The following is a 25,207-nucleotide window of genomic DNA, read 5'->3' on the forward strand; positions in this document are numbered from 1 at the left end:
TATTTATACTATACTTATTCAAAAATTAGAGAATTTTTTTTTAAGAAGAAAAAAGAAAAGTTTTTTAATTTTATGAACTTTGATGTTTTTTCACATGTAGATATATTGCTTCAACAAAAAAGAGCAATTAATTTTTATAAAAAAAAAATTAAAACTTTTGAAAAATTTAAAAATAAAAAATATCTATTAATTGCGGCACATCATCAACCAGAAGCAACAAGCTATCCTATGGGACAAGAGTGGAATAACCACATAGATATGTGTTTAGAATTGAAAAGAAAAAAATATAAAAATAAACTAATTTATAAAGAACATCCTTTGATATTAAACTTTTTTGATCATAGTACAAAACATTACAGGGTTGGTGTATCAAGATCAGAAGAATATTATAATTCACTACTAAATTTAGGTTGTGATTTTCTGGATCATGAGATTAATAGTTTTTCTCCAGAATTTTTAGAAACTTTCATTCCGGTTACGATATCTGGAACAATAGCCATTGAAAGAAGTTTAATTGGATATAAAACAATCTACTTTGGAAAGCCTTTTTGGGAAGGAATGCCTGGTACAATATCTATTAATAAAATAAGAGATTTTAAAAATATAGATAAATATTTTGGTTATGATGAAAAAATTGAAAAACAAACATTTAAGTTTCTCATTTCTTTATTTAATAAAAAAAGTATAAATAATTATGTTGGGCTTTCTAATCTTCATAATAATAGAGGAAAGCTCAATGAATTTAAATCAACAATAAAAAAAATTATATATTAATGAAAATACTTGAAAAACTTAAATATTTCATCATTAATGTTGATTATCTCATTGCTAAAAGTTTCTTAAATAAGCAATCTAGATTTAAAGATATATTAATTGACAATTATAATTGTCTTATAAAAAAAATATCAAACACACCATTTGAGCCAATTGAAGGTGTTTTAGATACTGAATTAGAAGACTTTAACGAACATGATCTTACAACTCATAGATCTGATTTTTCAAAGTCAATATCATTGAACTATATTCCACTTTCTATAAAATCAATAATTAATAGGCATAAAGATGCTATTCGGAAACATCTGGGTAAAAATTTTTTATATGAGGGCCCCACAATTTACGAAAACTTCAACATTGAAAAAAAATTTTCTAAATATGATATATTTTCAAACATTTGGCACATGGACTCACATGATGGACATAAGATGATAAAAATATTTGTTTTACTCCATGAAACAACTCTAGAAGATGGGCCATTAATTTACTTGAGTCCGTCTAACACAAAGAAAAATTGGGATAAATTAAAAGATAGATGGACCTTTGATAAAAAATTTTTAGACCATAAGTATGATGAAGAAGTAAGTTTTGTTGGAAAAAAAGGTTCTTATTTAATGTTAAATACATCAATATCAAGTCATAGAGCATCAATACCCAAAACATCGAGAAAAATTTTGCTTTTTACCTTATATCCGTCTTGGAGAAAAAAAAAGAATAGAAGTAGTTACAATTATAATTAATTTAAATTATAAATAATTAAATCTTTTTATTTGCCATCACTAAATCAATTACATCAAGCGCATCATACTTTGGCGTCCATCCTAAAATTTTATTTGCTTTTTTATAACTCCCAAAACTACTTTTTGGTTCATAGTTTCTTACTAAAGATCTGTCCACTTTTATATAATTATTATAATTTAAACCTAAATTCGAAAATGCTCTGTCAACTAATTGCTTTACACTGTATAATTTATTAGAACAAAAGCACAAATCTATTGGATCTTTCAATAAAGATTGCTCAAAAACTCCATGCATTATAATTGGAGCGTAGCTCCAATCTCTAGAAACATTTAAATTTCCAATTTTCAAAATTTTATTTTGATTTAAAAAAATATTTTTTGCTTGATTTATAATATGTGGAAATAAAAATTCTTGGGACCTACGAACAGATTCGTGAGGAAATAAAATTGAATTTGCAGCCCAAACTCCTTTTACTTTTCTATGAACTTCAATTAAATTATGTCCTAAAAGTTGAGCAACTCCATACGGATTATAAGGTTTTAATTTGCTACTTTCATTAAAAGGTTGTTTGGATGAATGATCAAATATTTCAGCGCTAGACATATTTAATATTTTTATATTTGGACAGATTTTTTGAGTAGCTACTAAAATATTAGATACTAACACACCTTGACTAGCTATTGTTTCGCTTAATAGCTCCCATGAACGACTAACATATGATTGTCCAGCTAAATTGTATAGGATATTTGGGTTTGTTTGTTTTAAAATTTTTTCTAACGAATTTATACTATAATCTGTTTTAAATATTTTAACTGAATAATTATTATCGAATTTTATTTTAGACTTAGTATGTCGTGATGTTCCATAAACGGTAAAATTTTTGGATAACAAAATTTTTGCTAAGTAAAATCCATCCTGCCCTGATATACCTGTTATTAAAGCAGTATTTTTCTTACCTAGCATTCCAACCACCATCTATAAAAAATTCTGATCCAGTGCAATAAGCTGACTCTTTAGAAATAAGAAAATTTATTAAACCTAATATTTCAGATTTTTTCATCATTCTAGAAGCGGGTAAGTCTTTAATATATTTTTTTTTAAATTCTAAAGGTTGTTTGTTTTCAATACCACCTGGAACAATACAATTAATATTAAACTTGGGCGCATGAACCGCTAAATATTTTGTTAAATTACTTACAGCTGCTTTACTTGCCCCATAAGCGGGGTCTTTGTCATTAGCAACATAAAAAGAAGGTTTGGGAGAACGGTATCCATATATTGATGAAAAATTTATAATTTTTCCTTTAGAATTATTCTTAATAAACTCTCTACAAACAGAAAATAACGCAACCACATTTACATTAAATGTCATTAAAAATTTTTCTAAAGGATAATCTAAATAACTTTTTTTTTCGTTATTTTTTTTTATATGGTCATTTATCACAAAACAATTTATTAGACAGTCAGCTTTTACTTTTTTAAAAACTTTTTTAACTTCTGTTTCGTTAGTTAAATCGTGCCCCAGGATAAGGTCAAGCTCCACAACTTTATATCCTGATTTTTTTTTTAAATCTTTGTAAATTTGTTTACCAATTACTCCACGAGATCCTGTTATTATAATCTTCATTTTAAAACTTTATCAAAACCCATTTTTTTGACTCCTAATGGAACAGAATCTTTTAAATTTTTATCCTTAATTTTTTTAGATAATTCTTTAAAAGTTTGATTTATAGCTAACTTGAATTTTCTAATATGTTTTGGTGAGTGAGAAAAATTAGAGTAAATTCGGTCATTAGAAAGTATACCTTTCTTTAACATACTAATAATAATATAAGTTAAAGCTAATGGCCAGTTTGGAACATTTAATCTATATGATAATAGACTGGGCATACCAGATATAGTGATATCTAATTTTGACTTTAGTGCAGCTTCATAAATAATTTTTTTTAAATCAAGTCCTTTTTTTTTCACTTGTTTTCCAACATTATTTTTTTTCATAAAATTTATTGTTGCAATCGCTGCGGCAGGGCCGGTTCTGTCGCCCCAATAAGTACTACTAACAAATGTTGATGTAAATGACTTCATAATTTTTCTTCTACCAAGGACAGCTGACATTGGAATTCCATTTGAAATTGCTTTTCCAAAAGTAACCATGTCTGGTATCACTTTAGTATTTTTATACATGCCACCTAATGTTTCTCTAAATCCCGAGGTGATTTCGTCAAATATAAGTACTGCACCATATTTCTTTGCAACTGATTTTACTGCTTCTAAATATCCTTTTTTTGGACCATTATCTCTAAAAGGTTCGATAATTACAGCGGCATACCTTTTAGGGTCTTTTTTTAAAATCTTTTCAAGACTTTCAATTTCATTAAATTCAAATGGAGTTGTCAAACCTTTCATTAGGCTTGGAACGCCAGAAGATCCAATACCCGCTAAAAGATGATTATTTAAATTATTCGGGTTTTTTAAATTTGCAGAAATATACCAATCATGCCATCCATGGTAACCACAAATAGCAACCTTGTCTCTACCTGTATATGCTCTAGCAATTCTTATTGCTATACTTAAAATTTCTCCTCCACTTCTAGCATAACGCACCATTTCCATTTTTGGATGAAGATCAACTAATAATTCAGCAAGATCAACTTCTTCCTTATTATTTAAAGTAGATATGCTTCCATTATCAATTGATTTTTGAATTGATTTATTTACTGTTTTATTAGCATAACCAAGTACTGAGGTGCCAGTACCAACCATTGTAAAATCTAAATATTTTTTATTATTTAGATCCGTAACCTCGCAACCTTTTGCTTTTTTATAATATGAAGGCCATAATCCTGGCGCATAAAGCTCAGCTCTTTTTCCAAATAATTGACTTCCACCTGGAATTATTTTTTTTGCGTATTTAAAAAGTTCATAACCTTTTAAATTTTTTTTTTTATGTTTCATTTTTATGTTTAGATTCAATTTTATATTGACTTGAATCAATAGTTTTTAAGTTACTTGCTTCATTTCTATACCAGTTAATTCCATTGTGCATAGAGTTTAATTTAGATAATTCTGGTTTCTTTTTTAATAAATTTAAAATTTCTTCAAAACTAAAATATTCTTTATAATTAAATTCTTTATATACAGCTTTAATAAAAATCAAATCTTCAGGGTAATCTAATGTCCACCTATGTGTCATAAACATATTGCCTCTTTTATTGTTAAAGTTTTTCATCTTAAATTTTGAAGGGTTATCCCAAATATATGGAAAAGTATGCTCTCTCTCATGAGGTTTTGTTGCAAATTTCCATGCCTCTTCCAATATATCAAATCTTGCTCCTTCAACATCTAGTCCATCAGGAAAAGTGGGTGGATGATAATTGCTTACATATTCATATTTATCTGCAATCTTAAGTACTTTAGTTATTATTTCACTATCTGTGAAAGGACAGTCTGATGGTATCTTAAATACATAATCGCTTCCAAAATAAGATGCTGCTTTGTAATGCCTATCAAGTAAATCACTTTCGCTACCTCTGTATATTGGTATAGAAAATTTATTACATATTTTTTCAATTTCGCCATCTTTTTCATTGGTACTTGTAATAACAACAATATTGTCTGCAATTTTACATCTTCTAATTCTGTTTATCGTTCTCACTAAAATGGGAATATTTTGAATATCAAATAAAACTTTTCCTGGCATTCTAGTGCTACTCATACGAGCTTGTATAAATATATCCTTCTGCATATTACTTTGTAATAGAAACTAAATCATAAATTGACTGATGAAATCCAGAAAAATTATTTAAATGGCCTTGCCAAGTTTCAATAACTTTAATCTTATCTTTTTTCATACAACATTCTAAAATTTTATTAATAGTGGGATCTTTTGATATAAAAGATGTGCCCTCACCATCTAAGCCTTCTGCCCCTGAAATATGAATATGATCAGTCAAATCCATCAATCTACTTAAATCTTTGTCTTTATTAAAAAAACCTGCATTACATCCCATTAAAAAATGGGAACTATCAAAACAAACTTGAATGTTATATTTTTCAATATTTTTTATGTCTTTAGCAGAGTTAAAAACTTTAAGTGGAATTGAGCCACCAAAATACCAGGCAATCGGAGGTAGTATTTGAGGTAGTAAAAAGATGTCCTCTTTTTTTAGTCCTGAACATAATTTAGAAATACTTTCATAAAAAATTTCTTTAGTAGAGTTGAAAACACTAAAACTTCCAACTATTGGGCATCTTTTACCAGATATATTTTGAATTTTTTTTACAAATTTTGAAATAGAATTTAAAATTTCATTACTTCTTTCTCCAATTTCATCGTTGTTAAATGGATCTATAAGATGGTTAGGACTAATATAATCTGGAAGATGAACACTATACTGCTCATCACTTGAAAGTTTAATATTGTCAAATCCTTGATCAACCTCATTATAAGACAAATGAAATTCATAACTTCCTATAGAGAAAATATTTTTAATTTTTTCATAGTCATGTAGTCTTACTGGTAAAGAAATCTTAAAATTAGAACAAAAATTTCTCTCCTTTTCATTAATATGTTTAATTTTTTCATAGAAAGATAAACTTAAAGCCTCACCTTTATTAACATCTCTTATGATTGGTTTATTAATATATAAATCAATTTCTTTAACCCCAAAACCAACTGCTGGTGAAGTATAAACTAGATCTTTTTTATTTATAACGCTACCTTCTGTATAATTTGACTGCAAATAAAAACTTCTTCCTAAGTTTTGCTTATTTAGCATTTCACCTTGATTCAGTCTTCTTGGTCCATAACCTTTTTTAGCTAATTCATATTCACGTATCATAGAAACCATATCTTTAAATTCTAAAGCATTAGAACTTGTCGTTTCATCTAATCCCTCTCGATTACCCAAAGTAATATGTCGCTCGACTACATTAGCGCCCAAGGCAACTGCAAAAAGAACAAATCTCCAATCTTGATCATGAGAGGAGTATCCAATTACTTTGCCATAAGTCTCTTTAAAATATTTTAGATAACCAAAATTACAGTTATGTGGAGCTAAGGGATAATTTGAAACACAGTGTAATAAATTGATATTTTCAAACTTTTCAAAACTATCCATAAAAGATTTTATAGACGACTCACTTTGGCAACCAGTTGATACATATATTTTTTTATTTTTTTTTAATAAAAGTTTTAAAAGGTTGTGGTTTGAAAATTCTACTGATGGAATTTTATAAAAATTAAAAATATCGTGATCTTTAAAGTCATCAAAATCTAGTTCTGTAAAAAAACTAATTCCAACATCTAACCTTAATTTTTTTGCAAATATAGATAAATCAAAAATAATCTCTGGAGATAGGAAGTTTTTATCTATTTCAGCTTTAAGCATTGCATCACCAAGTTGTTTTGCACTAGACTCATAAGACTTTTTTAGATTACGATATTGAAACTTTACTGCATTAGCGCCTGCTTTTGAGGCGCTTTCAATTAATGTTTTAGCTACTGATTGACTTCCATCATGATTAATACCAATTTCGGCTATAATATAAGTCATATTTGTGAATTTATTAATTTTAATTAATTAAACAATATTTAAGCTACAGATTTTTTTATGTATTTTCTACCCAAAACACCAAGAAAAATATTAATTTTGACCCTTTATCCATCTTGGAGTAGAAGAAAAAATATAAACATCTATAGTTATTAATGGTTAAGCTAAAAGAAATAAATAATTTAAATATTATTATTCAGGCACGATTTAATTCAAGCAGGTTAAAAGGTAAGATTTTAAAAAAAATTAATAATAAAGAAGTATTATTAATAATGATAGAAAGGCTTAAAAAATTTAGATCAAATATAATAGTAAATATTTCAAAAAAAAATCCTTATAAAATTATTAATTTTTGTAAAACAAATAAAATTAAATATTTTGTTGGTTCTGATAATAATGTTTTAAAAAGATATTATGATTGTGCTACTAAATTTAAAACAAAAATAATTGTAAGAATTCCATCTGATTGTCCTCTTATTGATACCAAAATAGTTGAAAAAGGAATGAAATTATTTTTAAATAAAAAATACTCTTATATTTCAAACATAATAAATCCAAGTTTTATTGATGGTTCAGAACTGTTTTTTTTTAATAAAAAGATAATCTGGAATTTTTAAATCTATTGATAGCTACAAATATTTTAAAAAAAATATTAACATTCGTCAACTTTGTATAGAGTTAATAAATAATATACGAATAAAAATTTTTTTCAGTGCATAAATCAAGCCAATTGAGCTATTAGTACTGGTCAGCTGCACGCATTACTGCGCTTCCACATCCAGCCTATCAACGTGGTGGTCTACCACGGCTCTATAGGAAGAACTAGTTTTGAGGTGAGTTTCCCGCTTAGATGCTTTCAGCAGTTATCTCGTCCATACTTAGCTACCCGGCACTGCAGCTGGCGCTACAACCGGTCCACCAGTGGTATGTTCAACCCGGTCCTCTCGTACTAGGGTCAACTCCTCTCAATTCTTCTACACGCATAGCAGATAGGGACCGAACTGTCTCACGACGTTCTGAACCCAGCTCACGTACCACTTTAATTGGCGAACAGCCAAACCCTTGGGACCTGCTCCAGCCCCAGGATGTGATGAGCCGACATCGAGGTGCCAAACACTGCCGTCGATATGAGCTCTTGGGCAGTATCAGCCTGTTATCCCCGGCGTACCTTTTATCCGTTGAGCGATGGCCCTTCCACTCAGAACCACCGGATCACTATGACCGACTTTCGTCTCTGCTCGACTTGTCAGTCTCACAGTCAGGCAGGCTTATGCCATTGCACTCTACGAACGATTTCTGACCGTTCTGAGCCTACCTTCGCACGCCTCCGTTACTATTTGGGAGGCGACCGCCCCAGTCAAACTACCCACCATACAATGTCTTGATGCCGGATAACGGCAATCAGTTAGATACCAAGAAAAACAAAAGAGGTATTTCACTGGTGACTCCACATAAACTGACGCTTATGCTTCAATGTCTCCCTCCTATACTAAATATGTTTTTCCTAATACCAATGTAAAGTTGCAGTAAAGGTGCACGGGGTCTTTCCGTCTAACTACGCGAACTCCGCATCTTCACGGAGAATTCAATTTCACTGAGTTGATGTTGGAGACAGCGGAGAAATCGTTACGCCATTCATGCAGGTCGGAACTTACCCGACAAGGAATTTCGCTACCTTAGGACCGTTATAGTTACGGCCGCCGTTTACTGGGGCTTCAGAAGTTAGCTTGCACCAACCGCATTAACCTTCCAGCACCGGGCAGGCGTCAGACCCTATACATCCACTTACGTGTTAGCAGAGCCCTGTGTTTTTGATAAACAGTCGCTTCTCCCTGGCTTGTGCCACCCATCTCTAGTTGCCTAAAAACAGGTCTTCCTTATCCCGAAGTTACGGAAGCATTTTGCCGAGTTCCTTCAACATCATTCTCTCAAGCGCCTAAATATACTCTATTAATCCACCTGTGTCGGTTTAGGGTACGGTCTAATGATGGAGCTATTTCTTGGAACCTTTTCGCGGCAAGCTCAATCCATTAAGAACTCACAACTTACAAGATTCGTCACTACCATCTGGTTAAGGAATATTAACCTTATTTCCATCGACTACGGCTTTCGCCCTCGCCTTAGGTGCCGACTAACTCTGCGCGGATTAACCTTGCGCAGAAACCCTTGGATTTTCGGCGAAGAAGTTTTTCACTTCTTTTATCGTTACTTATGTCAGCATTCGCACTTCTGATACCTCCAGGACTCCTCACGGATATCCCTTCACAGGCTTACAGAACGTTCCGCTACCAGTTGTAATTTTCGAAAAAATTACAAATCCACAGATTCGGTATATGATTTTAGCCCCGTTACATCTTCGGCGCAGAAACTCTATTAGACCGGTGAGCTGTTACGCTATCTTTAAAGGATGGCTGCTTCTAAGCCAACCTCCCGGCTGTTAAGGAATTTCCACATCCTTTCACACTTAATCATAATTTGGGGACCTTATCTGGTGGTCTGGGCTCTTTCCCTCTCGACCATGGACCTTAGCACCCACAGTCTGTCTGCTGAAGAACAACATTTAGCATTCGGAGTTTTATTAGGTTTGGTAAGAATCTCTTCCCCCTAGCCCATTTAGTGCTCTACCTCTAAATGTCTATTTATTCAACGCACTACCTAAATAGTTTTCGCGGAAAACCAGCTATCTACGAATTTGGTTGGCCTTTCACCCCTTACCACAAGTCATCCAAAGACTTTTCAACGTCAACTGGTTCGGTCCTCCGGTTGGTGTTACCCAACTTTCAACCTGCTCATGGTAAGCTCATTCGTTTTCGGGTCTAATTCATAAAACTAATCGCCCTATTAAGACTTGCTTTCGCTGCGCCTACACCTAGATGGCTTAAGCTTGCTTTATAAATTAAGTCACTGACCCATTATACAAAAGGTACGCCGTCACTCTAAAAAGAGCTTCGACTGATTGTAGGCATGCGGTTTCAGGTTCTATTTCACTCCCCTAATAGGGGTTCTTTTCACCTTTCCCTCACGGTACTAGTTCACTATCGGTCACTGAAGAGTATTTAGGCTTAGAGGGTGGTCCCCCTATATTCGAGCAGGATTTCACGTGTCCCGCTTTACTCAAGAATTTTGTTAAACATTACTCATACGGGACTATCACCCTCTATGGTTAGCATTTCCAAACTATTCAAATTTTTTTAACAAAACTACTGGCCTAGTCCGCGTTCGCTCGCCACTACTAACGGAATCTCAATTGATTTCTTTTCCTCTGGTTACTTAGATGTTTCAGTTCTCCAGGTTGTCTCTTTAAACCTATGTATTCAGTTTAAAGTACCACATAAAGTGGTGGGTTTCCCCATTCGGAAATTTTCGGATCAAAACTTACATACAGCTCCCCGAAACTTATCGCAGTATATCACGTCCTTCATCGGCTTTCAGTGCCAAGGCATCCACTACACGCCCTTAAACGCTTGATTTATGCACAGAAAAAAATTCTGTGTTGAATCAAATTTTTATTTTGAACATTAGCTAATAACATTACTAATGTTCGGATATAGATATTGATATTAATTATTAATTATTTACAATTTTGTATAACTAAGTGTTTTGGTGGAGGATAGCGGGATCGAACCGCTGACCTCCTGAATGCAAATCAGGCGCTCTCCCAGCTGAGCTAATCCCCCATGATCTTAAATTGGTGGGCCGAGAAAGACTCGAACTTTCGACCCCACCCTTATCAAGGGTGTGCTCTAACCAACTGAGCTACCGGCCCCTATGCAAAGAGAAACACTACTTTAAGAAGAGAAATGAGGACGGTCAACATTACCTGTATATTATTTAGAATGAAATTTTACTTTCATTCATCCTTAGAAAGGAGGTAATCCAGCCGCAGGTTCCCCTACGGCTACCTTGTTACGACTTCACCCCAGTCGCTGACTATACCGTGGTCAAGGGTTTTAAACCTTGCCTTAAGGTAGAACCAACTCCCATGGTGTGACGGGCGGTGTGTACAAGACCCGGGAACGCATTCACCGTGGCACGCTGATCCACGATTACTAGTAATTCCAGCTTCATGCACTCGAGTTGCAGAGTGCAATCCGAACTGAGGTATCTTTTAAGGATTTGCTTGACCTCGCAGTCTTGCTTCCTGTTGTAGATACCATTGTAGCACGTGTGTAGCCCAACACGTAAGGGCCATGAGGACTTGACGTCATCCCCACCTTCCTCCAGCTTATCACTGGCAGTTCTTTCAGAGTGCCCAACTAAATGATGGCAACTAAAAGTGAGGGTTGCGCTCGTTGCGGGACTTAACCCAACATCTCACGACACGAGCTGACGACAGCCATGCAGCACCTGTGTTTCGTCCGGCCGAACCGAAAACTCTAATCTCTTAGAGTCGCGACGAACATGTCAAGTGTTGGTAAGGTTCTGCGCGTATCTTCGAATTAAACCACATGCTCCACTACTTGTGCGGGTCCCCGTCAATTCATTTGAGTTTTAACCTTGCGGTCGTACTCCCCAGGCGGTGTGTTTATCGCTTTCGCTGCGACACTGAAAATAAATTTCCAACGTCTAACACACATCGTTTACGGCATGGACTACGAGGGTATCTAATCCTCTTCGCTACCCATGCTTTCGTTCCTCAGTGTCAGTAATGATCCAGAAAGCTGCCTTCGCAATTGGTATTCTTTCTAATATCTACGAATTTCACCTCTACACTAGAAATTCTGCTTTCCTCTATCATACTCTAGCTGAAAAGTTTTAATGGCAGTTCCAGAGTTAAGCTCTGGGATTTCACCACTAACTTTTTCAACCACCTACGAACTCTTTAAGCCCAGTAATTCCGAACTACGCTAGGTCCCTTCGTATTACCGCGGCTGCTGGCACGAAGTTAGCCGGACCTTCTTATTCGGGTACAGTCATTTTCTTCCCCGACGAAAGAGCTTTACAACCCAAAGGCCTTCTTCACTCACGCGGCATCGCTGCATCAGAGTTTCCTCCATTGTGCAAGATTCCCCACTGCTGCCTCCCGTAGGAGTTTGGGCCGTGTCTCAGTCCCAATGTGGCTGATCATCCTCTCAAATCAGCTATTGATCACAGTCTTGGTAGGCCGTTACCCCACCAACAAACTAATCAAGTGCAGGCTCATCCAATGGTGCATAAAGCTTTCTCCGTAAAGACTTATCCGGTATTAGCACAAGTTTCCTCGTGTTATTCCAGGCCAAAGGGTAGATACCTACATGTTACTCACCCGTCTGCCACTAAGTATTGCTACTTCGTTCGACTTGCATGTGTTAGGCGTGCCGCCAGCGTACGTTCTGAGCCATGATCAAACTCTCAAGTTTAAAAACGGCGCACACTAGCTTCCATATAAATTCTAAGAATAAAATTTATATGTGATTGAAGTGTGTACGACAAATTTTTGGTAACCTTAACCGTCCACACTTCTCTTCTTAAATTTTAACTTTTAAAATAGCTAATTGAGCAAAAAAGGCTCAATAATCCTCACTAATTTATTGTGTTAACAATAATTTTATTGAGAAAGTTCAGTGCTTATAGGCTAAAAATAATGGAAATCAAGCATTTATGAATAAATTTTTATATAAAAACACCGCATTTTAAGGGCTTTTTTTTGATTTTTAACACTCTCTAAACTAATAATTGTGTTCACTTAAATATAAAATGTTTAAAATTCTATTAATTAAAATTAAAAAAAATTTTGAAATTTTTAGCTTAGTTTTATTAATTCTTTTTACCGCAATCTCCACAAGTTATTTTAATTCAATAAAAAAAGAAAGTTTAGAAATCCACAATAATTTTGTTGATAACATTTACTTTCAAAAAACGCTTACACACATAGTTGAAAACCTTGAACCAAAATACAAAAAAATAAAACATAAAATAAAATCTGGTGAAACATTTGATAAAATATTAGAGAATTATCAAATTCAAAAGAAAGAAATATCAATAATAAAAAATGCTTTAAAAAAAAAAGTTAACCTAAATAAATTAAATACTAAACAAATTATTGAGTTCAACTTAGATAAAACAAATAATCAAATTAATGAATTTACTTTTCAAATTTCAAACAAACAAAAAATATTTCTAATTAGAGATTATTCCAAAAACATTTTTAATGATGAAATTATATCAATTAAATTAAATAAGAAAATAGTTTACAAAGAAAACTTAATTTTACAAAGTCTTTATAAAGCCGCAACAGATGAAAAAATACCAGCAAATATAATAATCGAATTTGCTAGGATATATGGTTTTCAGGTAGATTTTCAAAGAGATATAAGAAAACAAGATAAGTTTCAAATAATGTATGAAATTTTCCTCAATGACAAAAATGAAATCATTGAAACGGGAGAAATACTTTTTGCTAATTTAAAATTAAGTGGTCAAGATAATGGACTTTATTATTTTGATAAAGAAGGAAGCGAAGGACATTATGATAAAAATGGTAAGAGTATTAAAAAAGCTTTAATGAAAACTCCAATTAATGGAGCAAGACTTTCATCTCCTTTTGGTATGAGAAAACATCCTATAGATGGATACAATAAAATGCATAGAGGTACCGATTTTGCTGCACCAACAGGAACACCTATAATGGCATCTGGTGATGGTGTTGTAAAAAAAGCTGGATGGTGTGGAGGCGGTGGAAATTGTGTAAAAATAAGACATAATTCAACCTATCAAACAATTTATGCTCACATGTCAAAGTTTGCTCGTGGCATTAAAGCAGGGGTAAGAGTAAAACAAGGTCAAACAATAGGTTATGTTGGTTCTACCGGTAAGTCTACTGGACCTCACTTACATTACGAAGTGATTGTAAACGGAAAAAAAGTTAATTCTCAAAAACTAAAACTTCCTTCTGGTAAAATTTTGAAAGGTAAGGAAAGAAAATTATTTGAAACAAATAAAATTAAACTAGATGTTCTTAAATCAGAAAAAATTATAGGTTTAAATTAATTAGTCTCTGCTGGTGCTTCAGCTTGAATTTCTAAGTTAGAATTGTCTTTTAAATTTTTTTCAGAAACATCAACATTTTCTGATGGCTTATTTGTTTCTTTTCCATTTTCATCAGATTTCTCTTCTAAATTTCTATCTTTTTTGAAGTTTTCTCTTTCATTTAGTATTCTCGTAAAATGATCAGCGTGCTGGAGGTAATTTTCAGAGAGAATTTTGTCACCATTTGACAAAGCTTCTCTGGCTAAATCATTATATTTTTCAATCAATTTTGGTGCATTGTGATTGTTTCTTCCTGGGGACTTTCTTTTGAAATTATCACCATTAGAAAAATTTGAACTAAATTTCTGCCTATCACCATTAGATTTAAAATTTCTATCGTTTCTTCTAAAGTTATTTCTTCTATTGTTATTACTATTATTCCTAAATGTTACCATGATTTAAATAATTATATTTTTGTGCAGATTATGCATCGATCATTATAAGCAAGATCTTTTAGAGCACTATTTATATAAAAACCCTCTTTATTTAATAATTTAATTACTTTATTTTTTTGATCAAAACCAATCTCTAAAATAAATTTACCATTTTTTTTAATCAGCTCAGATGATTTTTTAATAACTTTTCTGATTTCTGATAAACCATCTAATCCACCATCTAGTGCTATTTTTGGTTCAAATCTAGCAACTCCTTTATCCAAATATTTTATAATATGTTTTTTAATATAAGGAGGATTAGAAACTACTAAATCATATTTGCCCAAATTAAATTTGTCAACATTAGATTTATATAATTTAAGTCTAGTATGAACTTTAAAATTAGTTGCATTCAAATTAGCTATTTTTAAACAATTTTTACTTATATCTATTCCAGTTCCATAAAAATCTTTTCTCTCTTTTAATATAGACAAAAGTATACATCCAGATCCTATGCCAATATCTAAAATACTAAGTTTACTTTTATTTTTTGTTAAATTTAAAATATTTTCAACAATTAGCTCAGTATCAGGACGAGGTATTAAAGTATCGTCTGTTACAAAAAATTCTGAATTCCAAAATGACTTTTTATTAGTTAAATGCGATACTGGCTTACCTTTAGACCTTTCATTAATTAGTTTTTTAAACAAATTTAAATTTACTTCTTCTATTTTTTCTTGAGAATTAAGTATTAAGTATTTTTTATCTCTATTAATTGCTTTTGACATTAAAATTTCTGAATCCAAATAAGGATTTAAACAATATTTATCTTTTAAAATTTGAGCACCTTGAGTTATTGCTGATTGAATATTCATTTATTTTAAATTGCTTAAACTTTCTTCTTGTGCTTGCAGTGTTAGTGACTCTATCATTTCATCAAAGGCTTCACCTTCAAGAAATTCCTCTAATTTGTGCAAAGTTAAATTTATTCTGTGATCTGTAACTCTACCCTGTGGAAAATTATAAGTTCTAATTCTTTCTGATCTATCTCCAGTACCAATTTTAGTTTTTCTATCTTGTGATCTTTCTTGATCAATTCTTGATCTTTCAAGTTCATATAATCTTGCTCTTAAAATTTTCATTCCTTTTGCTTTATTTTTATGTTGTGATTTTTCATCTTGTTGAGAAACTGATAAACCAGTGGGTATATGAGTTATTCTAACAGCGCTATCTGTTGTGTTAACTGATTGTCCACCTGGACCACCTGCTCGAAAAACGTCAATTCTTAAGTCAGAGTCGTTTATTTTTAAATCTACTTCTTCAGCTTCAGGTAGTACAGCAACGGTGGCTGCAGATGTATGCACTCTTCCTTGTGTTTCTGTATCTGGAACTCTTTGAACTCTGTGTACACCACTCTCATATTTTAATGTTGAATATATATTTGTACCTTTAATAGATGCAATTACCTCTTTTAAACCCCCAGCATCACTTCTTGAAATAGAAATAAGTTCTAATGACCACTTTTTTTTATGACTTACTTTTTCATACATTTTGAAAAGGTCTGAAGCAAATAAACTTGCCTCTAATCCACCAGTTCCAGCTCTTATTTCAATTATTGCATTTTTTTTATCTGCTTCATCTTTTGGTAGCAAAAATAATTTTAATTTTTTTTCATTGATCTCATGTTGCGATTTCAAATCAACAAGTTCTAACTCAGCCATATTTTTTAATTCTTTATCTGATGAGTTGTCCTCTAATATTTTCTCTAATTCTTGTTTTTCATTTTCGAACGATAAATATTTTTTAGCATTTAAAATTATTTCATTAACATCAGAATATTCTTTTGACTTTTCAGCAAATACTTTATTATCTAAACTTCCTGATGATAGATCTTTTTCCAATGTAGAATGTTTTGTAATCAATTCTTCAATAGTTTTTGTTGGTATCATTATTAATTTTCTATTTCAGAGGCTTTTTTTTCTACTTCTGCTACGACTTTATTAACTATATCGTTGGTTAATACTTTTTCACTTTGCACCCCAGATAAATAAAGCATATTATTACCTTTTCCACCTCCAGTTATTCCAACATCAGTTAAAGCAGCCTCGCCAGGTCCATTCACCACACATCCAATTATAGATAGGGTAATTGGAGTTTTTATGTGAGATAATTTTTCCTCTAAAATTTTAACTGTATCAATCACTTGAAATGCTTGCCTTGCACAAGATGGGCAAGAAATTATTTTAACTCCTCTATTTCGTAATCCTAAAGATTTAAGGATTTCGTTTCCAATTTTTACCTCTTTTACAGGATCATCTGACAAAGAAACTCTTAAAGTGTCACCTATTCCATCTAATAGTAATGAACCTAGTCCTATTGAAGACTTAACACTTCCTGATACAAAACCTCCAGCCTCAGTTATTCCAAGATGAAGAGGATAATCAGTAGCATCCGAAAGCTGCCTGTAAGCTGCAATCGACAAAAATACATCAGAGGATTTGACGCTTATCTTGAAGTTAAAAAAATCTTGATCCTCTAATATTTTAATATTTCTTTTTGCACTCTCTACTAATGCCTCAGGGCATGGCTCTTTAAACTTTTCTAGAATATCTTTTTCTAGCGAACCTGCATTAACTCCTATTCGAATTGAACAATCATTATTTTTTGCTGCGCTTAAAACCTCATAGATTTTATTTTTATCGCCAATATTTCCAGGATTTATTCTTAAACACTTCGCTCCATTTTCTGCAGCTTCTATAGCTCTTTTATAATGAAAATGAATATCTGCAATTACAGGTATTTGAACATTTTTTGTAATTTCTCTTAACGCTTTTGAGGAGTCCTCATCTGGACAGGAAACTCTTACCAAGTCAGCACCCTCTTCATGAATTTTATTTATTTGTTCTATAGTAGCTGAAATATCTGTAGTCAGAGTATTAGTCATTGATTGAACTGATATTGGATTATCACCACCAACCTCAACATTACCAACGTTAATTACTTTAGTTTTTTTTCGATTTATATTTCTAAATGGTCTTACATTCATAAGTTTAATCTAGTTTAAATTCTTTATGAAGAGCAGCTATTGCTTTTTTTACATTTTTTGATGAAACTAATACTGAAATTTTAATTTCAGATGTTGATATAACTAAAATGTTTATTTTTTTTAAAGCTAAAGCTTGAAACATCCTGTAAGTAATTCCAGGTGTAGTAATCATACCAACTCCAATTATAGAAACTTTGGAAAGATTTTTATCAAAAGAAAGTTTTTTATAAGATATCGATTTATTTTGCTTAATTAATTTCTCGGTTTTTTTCAGATCATCAGATTTAATTGTAAAAGTTAAGTCAGTATCTTTTCCATTTTGAGAAATATTTTGTACAACCATATCAACGTTAATTAAATTTCTTGATAGTGGTCTAAAAACCGAAGCAGCAACACCAGGTCTATCTTTAACTCCTACAATTGTGATCTTGGCGTCATTTTTAGTTGAAGATATCCCAGTAATTATTTGATCGCTAAACGCCTTTTTAGAGCCTGTTATTAATGTACCTGGTTTATTAACAAACGAAGATTTAACTTTAATATCAATGTTATTTAACTTTGCATCTTGAACCGATGTTGGTTGCATCACTTTTGATCCTAAAGATGCCATTTCTAACATCTCATCATAAAATATTTTTTTAATTTTCTTTGCTTTTTTATGTTGTCTTGGATCGGTAGTATAAACACCATCAACATCTGTATAAATAATACACTCATCGGCTTTAATAAATTTTGCTAACATTATTGCAGTAGCATCAGAACCACTTCTTCCTATTGTGGTAATTCTATTTTCATTATTAATTCCTTGAAAACCAGTAACAATTGGGATCCCACCTTGCTTGACATAATTATTTAATTCTTTTGTAATTATCTTATTTATTCTTGCTCCAGAATAAGGTCCATCGGTAATTATTGGTAATTGCCAAGAAACCCATGATCTAGATTTAAAACCATCATGAGTAAGTCTTCCTGCAATTAAAGCACATGAAACCTGTTCTCCAGTGGAGACAAGTGCATCATATTCAGATCTGCTAAAATTATTACTAATTTGTTTCGATTTTTTTACAAGCTCATTGGTCACTCCACTCATTGCAGATGAAATCACCAAAACTCTATTTTTTTTCTTTTTATAAGTAGCTATAATTTTGCATACTTTTTTAATTCTATCTATGCTACCAACAGAAGTTCCACCAAATTTTAGTACAACAGTTTTCATGATCAGTTGAATTAATATAATTTAATTATAAATTGATAAAGTACATCTTAATTGTTATGTCAACTAATTATATATTATGAACAGTATTAATAAAAAAGAAATAGAAAAATTTTCAAATATGGCAGCCGAATGGTGGGATCCGGAAGGAAAATTTAAACCTCTTCATAAATTTAATCCTATAAGAATAAAATATATAAAAGAAAGTGTAATTAAAGAATTTCAACTTAAAAATAAAAAATATCCTCTTTCTGGAATAAATGTCCTTGATATTGGATGTGGAGGAGGATTGTTATCTGAGCCCATGAGTAGATTGGGTGCTAATGTTACAGCAATCGATGCTTCAAATAAAAATATTGCTGTAGCAAACTTACATGCAAAAAAAAATAATCTAAAAATAAACTATATATGTTCATCGCCTGAAAAACTAAAAACAACAAAAAAATTTGATGTAATTTTGAACATGGAGATTGTTGAACATGTTGAGGATGTTGATTTTTTTTTAAAATCATGTGCTAATCTTTTAAAAAAAAATGGATTAATGTTTGTTGCAACTATAAATAAAACCTTAAAATCATATATATTTGCAATTGTTGGTGCGGAATATGTTTTGAGATGGCTTCCTATTGGTACCCATGAATGGGAAAAGTTTGTTAAGCCTGAGGAATTAAAAAGTATTCTAATCAAGAACAATCTAAATCTCAAAAAAATTGATGGAATGAATTTTAACATTCTAAAGGATGAATGGAATGTTTCTAAAGATTTATCAGTAAATTATATTGCTGAATTTAAGAAAAATTAATTTTCTTTTTCATCAACCCAAGGAATTAATTGTGTATCTATACCCTCTTCTTTGAGCTCTTTAATGTCTTTTTGAGAGGCTTTACCATATATCCCTTTTGTAGGTTTCTCACTATTGTAGTGAATAGATCTAGCTTCATATGCAAAATTATCCCCAACGTACTTAAAATTATCTTTTATAAACTTTTGGTAATTCTTAATTGTTTTCTTAATTTTTTTGTACTTCTGAGTATCAAATTTTTCTTCATTTTTAGCTTTTCTACTTATTAGCTGAGGAGCCATTAATGTTTTTTCAACTTTTTCAGAATTACAGTTGTGACAGATTAAAAGTTTTTTCTTTTTTAATTTTTCATATTCTGATGAAGAAGAGAACCAACTATCAAACTTTAATTCACAATCGTTACAAAAAAGTTTGTATCTTATCATAGTATAGAATTAGTTATCAAAATTTATATTTCAATATGCTTAACTTCTATAATCAGCATTAATCTCAATATAATTTTTTGTAAAATCCATAGTAAAAGCAGTAAAGCTTTTAGCACCAGTAAACAAATCCACTGTGATATCTATATTTTCACCTTTCATATATTCTGCTACTAATTTTTCATCGTAGTTCTTGTGTAATTTTCCATCCTGAATTATTTGATAATTTCCAAATTTGAAACCTAATTTATTTAAGTTTATTTTTGGTCCTGCTTTTCCTATTGCCATCACTATTCGTCCCCAGTTTGGATCTTCACCAGCAATAGCTGTTTTTACCAAAGCTGAATTTGCTATTGAGAAAGCAATCGTCTTTGCATCTTGTTCACTTTTGCTTTTATTGATATTTATTGTGACAAATTTTGATGCTCCTTCTCCATCAGAAACTACCCTCTTAGCTAAATTTAACAAAACATTGTTTAATGCTTTGTCGAATTTTTTTAGTTTTATATCATTTATACTTTTAATATTTGAATTGTTTGCTTTATTTGTTGCAAAAATACTAACCATATCATTTGTGCTAGTGTCCCCATCACACGAAATAGCATTAAATGTATTTGTAATATTTTTTTTTAATAATTTATTTAAAATATCATTTGATAAGTTGGCATCTGTAAATATGTATGCCAAAGTGGTTCCCATATTTGGGAATATCATACCTGAACCTTTGGCAACACCATAAATTTTTACCTCTTTATCTCCAATTTTACATTGCTCCATAGCAAGTTTTGGTTTTGTATCAGTGGTCATTATTCCTAAAGCTGCTTTCATCCAAAGAAATTTGTTTTGTGTATAGTTGATTTTTTTAATCAAGTTTGGAATTTGATCTATTATCTTCTCACATGGAAAGGTTTCACCTATTGTACCTGTGCATCCAAAAATAATTTCTTTTGAAGTAATTTTCTTTGGATGATCTTCATCTTCAACTTGTTTTTTTGATAATTGCTCAGAAGTTAAATTAGCAATTTTTGCTAGACTTTCGTAACCTTGTTTGCCTGTGAAAGCATTTGCATTTCTAGTATTCACTATAAGAGAATAAATTTTTTTTGATTTTTGATTTATATTCCATTTAATATTTTCTGAGATAATTTTTGACTGTGTATAGACAGAGGCATGATTTGCACCATCTCTAAAGTAAAACATTACTAAATCATCTCTTTTAGTTTTGTATAAATCTGCACTTAGAGCTGAAATAGATAAGCCATCTATATGATCAAGGTCCTGGAAATCCATCATTCTAGTATTTTTTGATTTCGAGGTTAAAAAATTTGTTAAATTAATACCCATGATATTTAAAATAATTGTTTAATACATATATTAAACAATATATTTAAAGAATAAATCAAATAGTCATGTTTAACCCGCTTAACCTAATTACAAAATTTATCAAATCTAGTAATCAAAAAGAACTAGATAGAATTGGAAAAATTGTAGAAAAAATAAATTCGCAGGAGGAACAATTCATAAAATTAAGCGATACAGACTTTCCGAAAAAAACAGTTGAATTTAAAAATCAATTAAAAAATGGAAAAAGTTTAGACGAAATTCTACCTGAAGCATTTGCACTAGTAAGAGAAGCTGCAAAAAGAACAAGACAAGAAAGACACTTTGATGTTCAACTTATTGGGGGAGTAGTTCTTCACGAAGGTAAAATTGCAGAAATGAGAACAGGTGAAGGAAAAACACTCACTATTGCTTTAGCGGCTTATTTAAATGCGCTTTCTGGAAATGGAGTTCATATAGTAACAGTCAATGATTACTTAGCAAAAAGAGATTCGATTGAAATGGGTCTCATATATAATTTTCTAGGTCTTACTTCTGGATTTATAAATAATGACCAAGATGATCTAGAAAGAGAGAAAAACTACAATTGTGACATTACTTATGCAACCAACAGTGAATTAGGATTTGATTATCTAAGAGATAACATGAAGTTTTCTCAAACAGAAATGGTTCAAAGATCTCATGCATTTTCAATTGTAGATGAAATAGATTCCTGTTTAATTGATGAAGCAAGAACCCCACTCGTAATTTCTGGAGCTGCAGAAGATAAAACTGCTCAATACCTAGCAATAGATAAACTTGTCAAAATTTTAAATAACAAAGATTTTGAAATAGATGAGAAAGAAAAAAGTATACTTTTAACAAACGAGGGTATCAATAATGTTGAAAAACTTTTTTCTAATGCAGGTATCCTAAAAAATGATAATTTTTATGACCCAGAAAATCTTCATTTAGTTCATCACGTAAATCAAGCGCTTCGTGCAAATCATTTGTTTGAAAAAGGAAAAGATTACATAGTAAAAGACGGAGTTCTTAAAATCATAGACGAGTTGACTGGTAGAATTTTAGAAGGAAGGAGATTTGGAGATGGACTTCATCAAGCTCTTGAAGCTAAAGAAAAAATTCAAATACAAGCTGAAAATCAAACTTTAGCATCTATTACCTATCAAAATTATTTTAAACTATATAAGAAAATATCAGGTTGCACCGGTACTGCAGTCACAGAGTCTGAAGAATTTTTTGAGATATACAATCTCTCAGTCGTTGTAATACCAACAAATAAAGAAATGGTCCGAAAGGATTATAATGATTTGATCTTTAGAACTGAAAAAGAAAAAAATGATGCAATAATTAAAAAGATCATTGAGAAACATGAAATTGGTCAACCAATTTTGGTATTCACATCCAGTATCAACAAATCTGAAGTTTATTCTAAATTATTAAATGAAAAAAATATTAATCACGTAGTTTTAAATGCAAAAAACCATGAAAATGAAGCTGAAATTATTGCAAATGCTGGAAAAGAAAAATCTTTGATAATTACAACTAGTATTTCTGGAAGAGGTGTTGACATCCAGCTTGGTGGAAAAAAAGGATCAATTCCTGATGATCAGTTAAAAATAGATAAAGAAAAAATTAAATCTCTAGGTGGCTTATTTGTAATTGGTACAGAAAGAATGGAGTCTAGAAGAGTGGACAATCAAGCAAGAGGAAGGGCTGGACGACAAGGAGATGAGGGTAGTTCTGTATTTTATGTAAGTTTAGAAGATGATTTAATGAGAATTTTTGGATCAGAATCTATGAATAATATGCTTGAAAAACTTGGTTTAAAAGATGGTGAAAGTATTGATCACCCGTGGATCAACAAAGCATTAGAAAGAGCCCAGCAAAAAGTTGAAGCTAGAAACTTTGATATCAGAAAAACACTTATCAAATTTGATAATGTTTTGAATGACCAAAGACATGTCGTGTTTTCTCAAAGAAAGAACGCAATGAATAGTGAAAATATTTTTGACTATTCTGATGAATATTTAAAAGAAATATCAGAAGACTTGATAAAATTAAAAATTCAAAATCTATCTAATCCAAAAAGTAATGAGTTTAACAATAAAGTTAGGCAAATTGTTGGGAAAAGTTTTAATGATACTGAACTTGAAAGTTTAATTTCTGCAAAAGATAATGAACTGAAAGATCAAATATCCTCAAAATTCAATGAGACACGTAATGAAAGAATTAAAGTTCTAAACGAGCAGCATGCAAAAGAAATCGAAAAAAGAATATTTTTGCAAACAATAGATTTGAATTGGAAATCACATATACAATATCTAGAACAGCTTAGACAGGTAATTGGGTTAAGATCCTATGGTGGTAGAGATCCTTTAGTTGAATATAAAAAAGAAGCTTTTGATTTATTTTCAAATTTATTAGAAAAATTAAAATTAGACTACGTTACAATTTTAATGAATTTAAAAGTTATAACAGAAGAAAGATCTTCCAATGAGGAAAGAGTAAATCCAAAACCACAAACCAAAAAAATGGGAAGAAATGAACCTTGCTTTTGTGGATCAGGCAAGAAATTTAAACATTGCCATGGAGCTTTGTAATTCTTAAGAAAGAAATAATAAAGAAGCTAAAAACAATAAACCTACACCAATACCAAATAATAATTTTTTTGATTTAAAAATATTATCAAAATTATTTTTCTTAATGGTCAAATTGCTTAAATCTTCTACATTGCTCATGAAACCATCATTTCTTCCAATTTTTAAAAATTTATTTTTTCTTTCATTCATTATATCTTCTGACGTCATTTCTTTGTATTGATCTAAATTTGTAGAAATAGATTTTCTAACGTTATCAAGCATCAGGTCTCTATCCCTGTGAGCACCGCCTAAAGGTTCTGGGATTATTTCATCAATAACTTTTAATTTTAATAAATCTTTTGCAGAAAGCTTCATTGCTTTTGCTGCATCAAGCATTTTTTTTGGATCTCTCCACAATATAGTTGCACAGCCTTCAGGAGATATAACTGAATAAATAGCATTTTCTAGCATGATAACTTTGTTAGATGATGCTAATGCAATCGCACCACCTGAGCCACCTTCACCTATAATTATTGCAATAGTTGGCACCTTAAGTTCCATGCAACATTCAATTGATTTTGCTATTGCCTCAGCTTGACCTCTTTCCTCTGCGCCTACACCAGGATAAGCGCCTGGCGTATCTATAAAAGAGATAATTGGAATTTTAAATTTATTTGCTAAATTCATTAATCGAATAGTTTTTCTATAACCCTCAGGTCGCATCATCCCAAAATTTCTTTCGATTCTGCTATCTAAATCTTCACCCTTTTCTTGGCCAATAACCAAAACCGAATAACCATTGAATTTTGCAAAACCTGTAAGTACAGATTTATCTTCGCCATAATAACGGTCTCCAGATAGAGAAATAAAATCTTCGAATAAATTATCTATGAAAAATTTAGACTTTGGTCTGTCTTCATGTCTTGCAACCATGGTGGTTTGCCATGGATCTAGGTTTGAATATATATCATTTAATTTTTGATCTAACTCAACTTGTGTTTTTGAAATTTTTTGCGTATCTACTTCTGACAATCCCTCCTGATTATAGGGATCTTTTAATTTTTCCAATTCTGTCTCTAAATCTTTAATCTCAGTTTCAAAATTAAGATAATTTTTCATAATATGCTTATAGCGGATGGTTAATTCATAAAAAAGGCAATAAAATGATATTTAATTTAAAGTGTAATTGTTATTAATTGACTCTTTTCTAGAAGAAGATACATATTTTGCTATCGGGAGAGACTAATAGATTTAGCACCGAAGGAGCAACCACACCGGAAACTCTCAGGTAAAAAGGACCGATAGTTTCATAACACTCTGGAAAGAGAATTAATTCCGCCGAAGGAGCAAAA

Annotated in this window: 19 protein-coding genes, 2 tRNA genes, 2 rRNA genes and 1 riboswitch; of the genes, 6 read left to right on the forward strand and 17 right to left on the reverse strand. The window is 31.3% G+C overall.

Annotation, left to right across the window (positions count from 1 at the left end; translation table 11 throughout):
* On the forward strand, window positions 1-774 hold a 774-nt coding region (locus tag ACTTA5_RS00735), incomplete at its 5' end, for a hypothetical protein (protein ID WP_440647131.1).
* Complete coding sequence (locus ACTTA5_RS00740) at window positions 774-1,514, forward strand: hypothetical protein (RefSeq protein ID WP_440647133.1); 741 nt, start codon at window positions 774-776, stop codon at window positions 1,512-1,514. The genes ACTTA5_RS00735 and ACTTA5_RS00740, both read left to right, overlap by 1 nt.
* Before the next feature lie 16 nt (window positions 1,515-1,530).
* Here ACTTA5_RS00740 and ACTTA5_RS00745 read toward each other — a convergent pair whose 3' ends face one another.
* The 5 genes from ACTTA5_RS00745 to ACTTA5_RS00765 are packed head-to-tail and all read right to left on the reverse strand — an operon-like array spanning window position 1,531 to window position 7,070.
* Window positions 1,531-2,490, reverse strand: coding sequence for a GDP-mannose 4,6-dehydratase (locus ACTTA5_RS00745; protein WP_440647135.1), 960 nt, complete (start codon window positions 2,488-2,490; stop codon window positions 1,531-1,533).
* Window positions 2,468-3,142: an SDR family oxidoreductase gene (locus ACTTA5_RS00750; RefSeq protein WP_440647137.1), complete on the reverse strand. Its 675-nt coding sequence runs from the start codon at window positions 3,140-3,142 to the stop codon at window positions 2,468-2,470. The genes ACTTA5_RS00745 and ACTTA5_RS00750 overlap by 23 nt, the downstream gene beginning before the upstream one ends.
* Complete coding sequence (locus tag ACTTA5_RS00755; protein ID WP_440647139.1) at window positions 3,139-4,470, reverse strand: aminotransferase class III-fold pyridoxal phosphate-dependent enzyme; 1,332 nt, start codon at window positions 4,468-4,470, stop codon at window positions 3,139-3,141. The genes ACTTA5_RS00750 and ACTTA5_RS00755 overlap by 4 nt, the downstream gene beginning before the upstream one ends.
* Window positions 4,460-5,260, reverse strand: coding sequence for a cytidylyltransferase domain-containing protein (locus ACTTA5_RS00760; RefSeq protein WP_440647141.1), 801 nt, complete (start codon window positions 5,258-5,260; stop codon window positions 4,460-4,462). Before ACTTA5_RS00760 ends, ACTTA5_RS00755 begins: the two co-directional genes overlap by 11 nt.
* A gap of 1 nt (window position 5,261) precedes the next feature.
* A complete protein-coding gene (locus ACTTA5_RS00765; RefSeq protein WP_440647143.1) occupies window positions 5,262-7,070 on the reverse strand; it encodes an N-acetylneuraminate synthase family protein in 1,809 nt (602 codons plus the stop codon).
* Window positions 7,071-7,222: 152 nt separating this feature from the next.
* Between ACTTA5_RS00765 and ACTTA5_RS00770 the strand changes: the two genes are divergently transcribed.
* Entirely contained in the window at window positions 7,223-7,684 is a 462-nt protein-coding gene (locus tag ACTTA5_RS00770) for a cytidylyltransferase domain-containing protein (RefSeq protein ID WP_440647145.1), read from the forward strand.
* Window positions 7,685-7,784: 100 nt separating this feature from the next.
* Here ACTTA5_RS00770 and ACTTA5_RS00775 read toward each other — a convergent pair.
* The 4 genes from ACTTA5_RS00775 to ACTTA5_RS00790 form a co-directional block, all read right to left on the reverse strand.
* Window positions 7,785-10,537: ribosomal RNA gene (locus ACTTA5_RS00775) — 23S ribosomal RNA — on the reverse strand.
* A gap of 131 nt (window positions 10,538-10,668) precedes the next feature.
* Window positions 10,669-10,744 (reverse strand) — tRNA-Ala (locus ACTTA5_RS00780).
* A gap of 12 nt (window positions 10,745-10,756) precedes the next feature.
* Window positions 10,757-10,833 (reverse strand) — tRNA-Ile (locus tag ACTTA5_RS00785).
* Between the two features lie 98 nt (window positions 10,834-10,931).
* Window positions 10,932-12,406: ribosomal RNA gene (locus ACTTA5_RS00790) — 16S ribosomal RNA — on the reverse strand.
* The 16S and 23S rRNA genes sit together here with 2 tRNA genes alongside, the layout of an rRNA operon.
* A 337-nt stretch (window positions 12,407-12,743) precedes the next feature.
* Here ACTTA5_RS00790 and ACTTA5_RS00795 point away from each other — a divergent pair.
* Window positions 12,744-14,036: a peptidoglycan DD-metalloendopeptidase family protein gene (locus ACTTA5_RS00795; protein WP_440647147.1), complete on the forward strand. Its 1,293-nt coding sequence runs from the start codon at window positions 12,744-12,746 to the stop codon at window positions 14,034-14,036.
* Here the strand turns inward: ACTTA5_RS00795 and ACTTA5_RS00800 are convergent.
* Genes ACTTA5_RS00800 through ACTTA5_RS00820 form a run of 5 tightly spaced genes read right to left on the reverse strand, consistent with a single transcriptional unit; the run spans window position 14,033 to window position 18,711 of the window.
* A complete protein-coding gene (locus ACTTA5_RS00800) occupies window positions 14,033-14,470 on the reverse strand; it encodes a DUF4167 domain-containing protein (RefSeq protein ID WP_440647149.1) in 438 nt (145 codons plus the stop codon). The genes ACTTA5_RS00795 and ACTTA5_RS00800 overlap by 4 nt on opposite strands.
* Before the next feature lie 11 nt (window positions 14,471-14,481).
* Entirely contained in the window at window positions 14,482-15,324 is an 843-nt protein-coding gene (gene prmC / locus ACTTA5_RS00805) for a peptide chain release factor N(5)-glutamine methyltransferase (protein WP_440647151.1), read from the reverse strand.
* The gene (prfA, locus tag ACTTA5_RS00810) at window positions 15,325-16,398 is read right to left on the reverse strand and encodes a peptide chain release factor 1 (protein WP_440647153.1); all 1,074 of its coding nucleotides are present in this window, start codon (window positions 16,396-16,398) and stop codon (window positions 15,325-15,327) included.
* Between the two features lie 2 nt (window positions 16,399-16,400).
* Complete coding sequence (gene ispG, locus ACTTA5_RS00815) at window positions 16,401-17,495, reverse strand: flavodoxin-dependent (E)-4-hydroxy-3-methylbut-2-enyl-diphosphate synthase (RefSeq protein ID WP_440647155.1); 1,095 nt, start codon at window positions 17,493-17,495, stop codon at window positions 16,401-16,403.
* A gap of 4 nt (window positions 17,496-17,499) precedes the next feature.
* The gene (locus ACTTA5_RS00820; protein WP_440647157.1) at window positions 17,500-18,711 is read right to left on the reverse strand and encodes an aspartate kinase; all 1,212 of its coding nucleotides are present in this window, start codon (window positions 18,709-18,711) and stop codon (window positions 17,500-17,502) included.
* A gap of 76 nt (window positions 18,712-18,787) precedes the next feature.
* On the opposite strand from ACTTA5_RS00820, the gene ubiG reads away from it, so the two are divergent.
* Window positions 18,788-19,510, forward strand: coding sequence for a bifunctional 2-polyprenyl-6-hydroxyphenol methylase/3-demethylubiquinol 3-O-methyltransferase UbiG (gene ubiG, locus ACTTA5_RS00825; RefSeq protein WP_440647159.1), 723 nt, complete (start codon window positions 18,788-18,790; stop codon window positions 19,508-19,510).
* On the opposite strand, the gene ACTTA5_RS00830 is transcribed toward ubiG, so the two are convergent.
* Window positions 19,507-19,935 (reverse strand): DUF1178 family protein, encoded by a 429-nt coding sequence (locus ACTTA5_RS00830; protein WP_440647161.1) that lies wholly within the window; start codon window positions 19,933-19,935, stop codon window positions 19,507-19,509. The genes ubiG and ACTTA5_RS00830 overlap by 4 nt on opposite strands.
* Before the next feature lie 39 nt (window positions 19,936-19,974).
* On the reverse strand, window positions 19,975-21,276 hold the full coding sequence (argJ, locus tag ACTTA5_RS00835; RefSeq protein ID WP_440647163.1) for a bifunctional glutamate N-acetyltransferase/amino-acid acetyltransferase ArgJ: 1,302 nt from the start codon (window positions 21,274-21,276) through the stop codon (window positions 19,975-19,977).
* Window positions 21,277-21,341: 65 nt separating this feature from the next.
* Between argJ and secA the strand changes: the two genes are divergently transcribed.
* Complete coding sequence (gene secA, locus ACTTA5_RS00840; RefSeq protein ID WP_440647165.1) at window positions 21,342-23,876, forward strand: preprotein translocase subunit SecA; 2,535 nt, start codon at window positions 21,342-21,344, stop codon at window positions 23,874-23,876.
* 3 nt (window positions 23,877-23,879) lie between these two features.
* Here secA and ACTTA5_RS00845 read toward each other — a convergent pair whose 3' ends face one another.
* Entirely contained in the window at window positions 23,880-24,974 is a 1,095-nt protein-coding gene (locus tag ACTTA5_RS00845) for an acetyl-CoA carboxylase carboxyltransferase subunit alpha (RefSeq protein WP_440647167.1), read from the reverse strand.
* Between the two features lie 104 nt (window positions 24,975-25,078).
* Window positions 25,079-25,166: riboswitch (glycine riboswitch) on the forward strand.
* The last annotated feature ends 41 nt before the right edge of the window (window positions 25,167-25,207 follow it).

Source organism: Candidatus Pelagibacter sp. HIMB1521 (assembly GCF_052047875.1).
Classification (GTDB): Bacteria; Pseudomonadota; Alphaproteobacteria; order Pelagibacterales; family Pelagibacteraceae; genus Pelagibacter.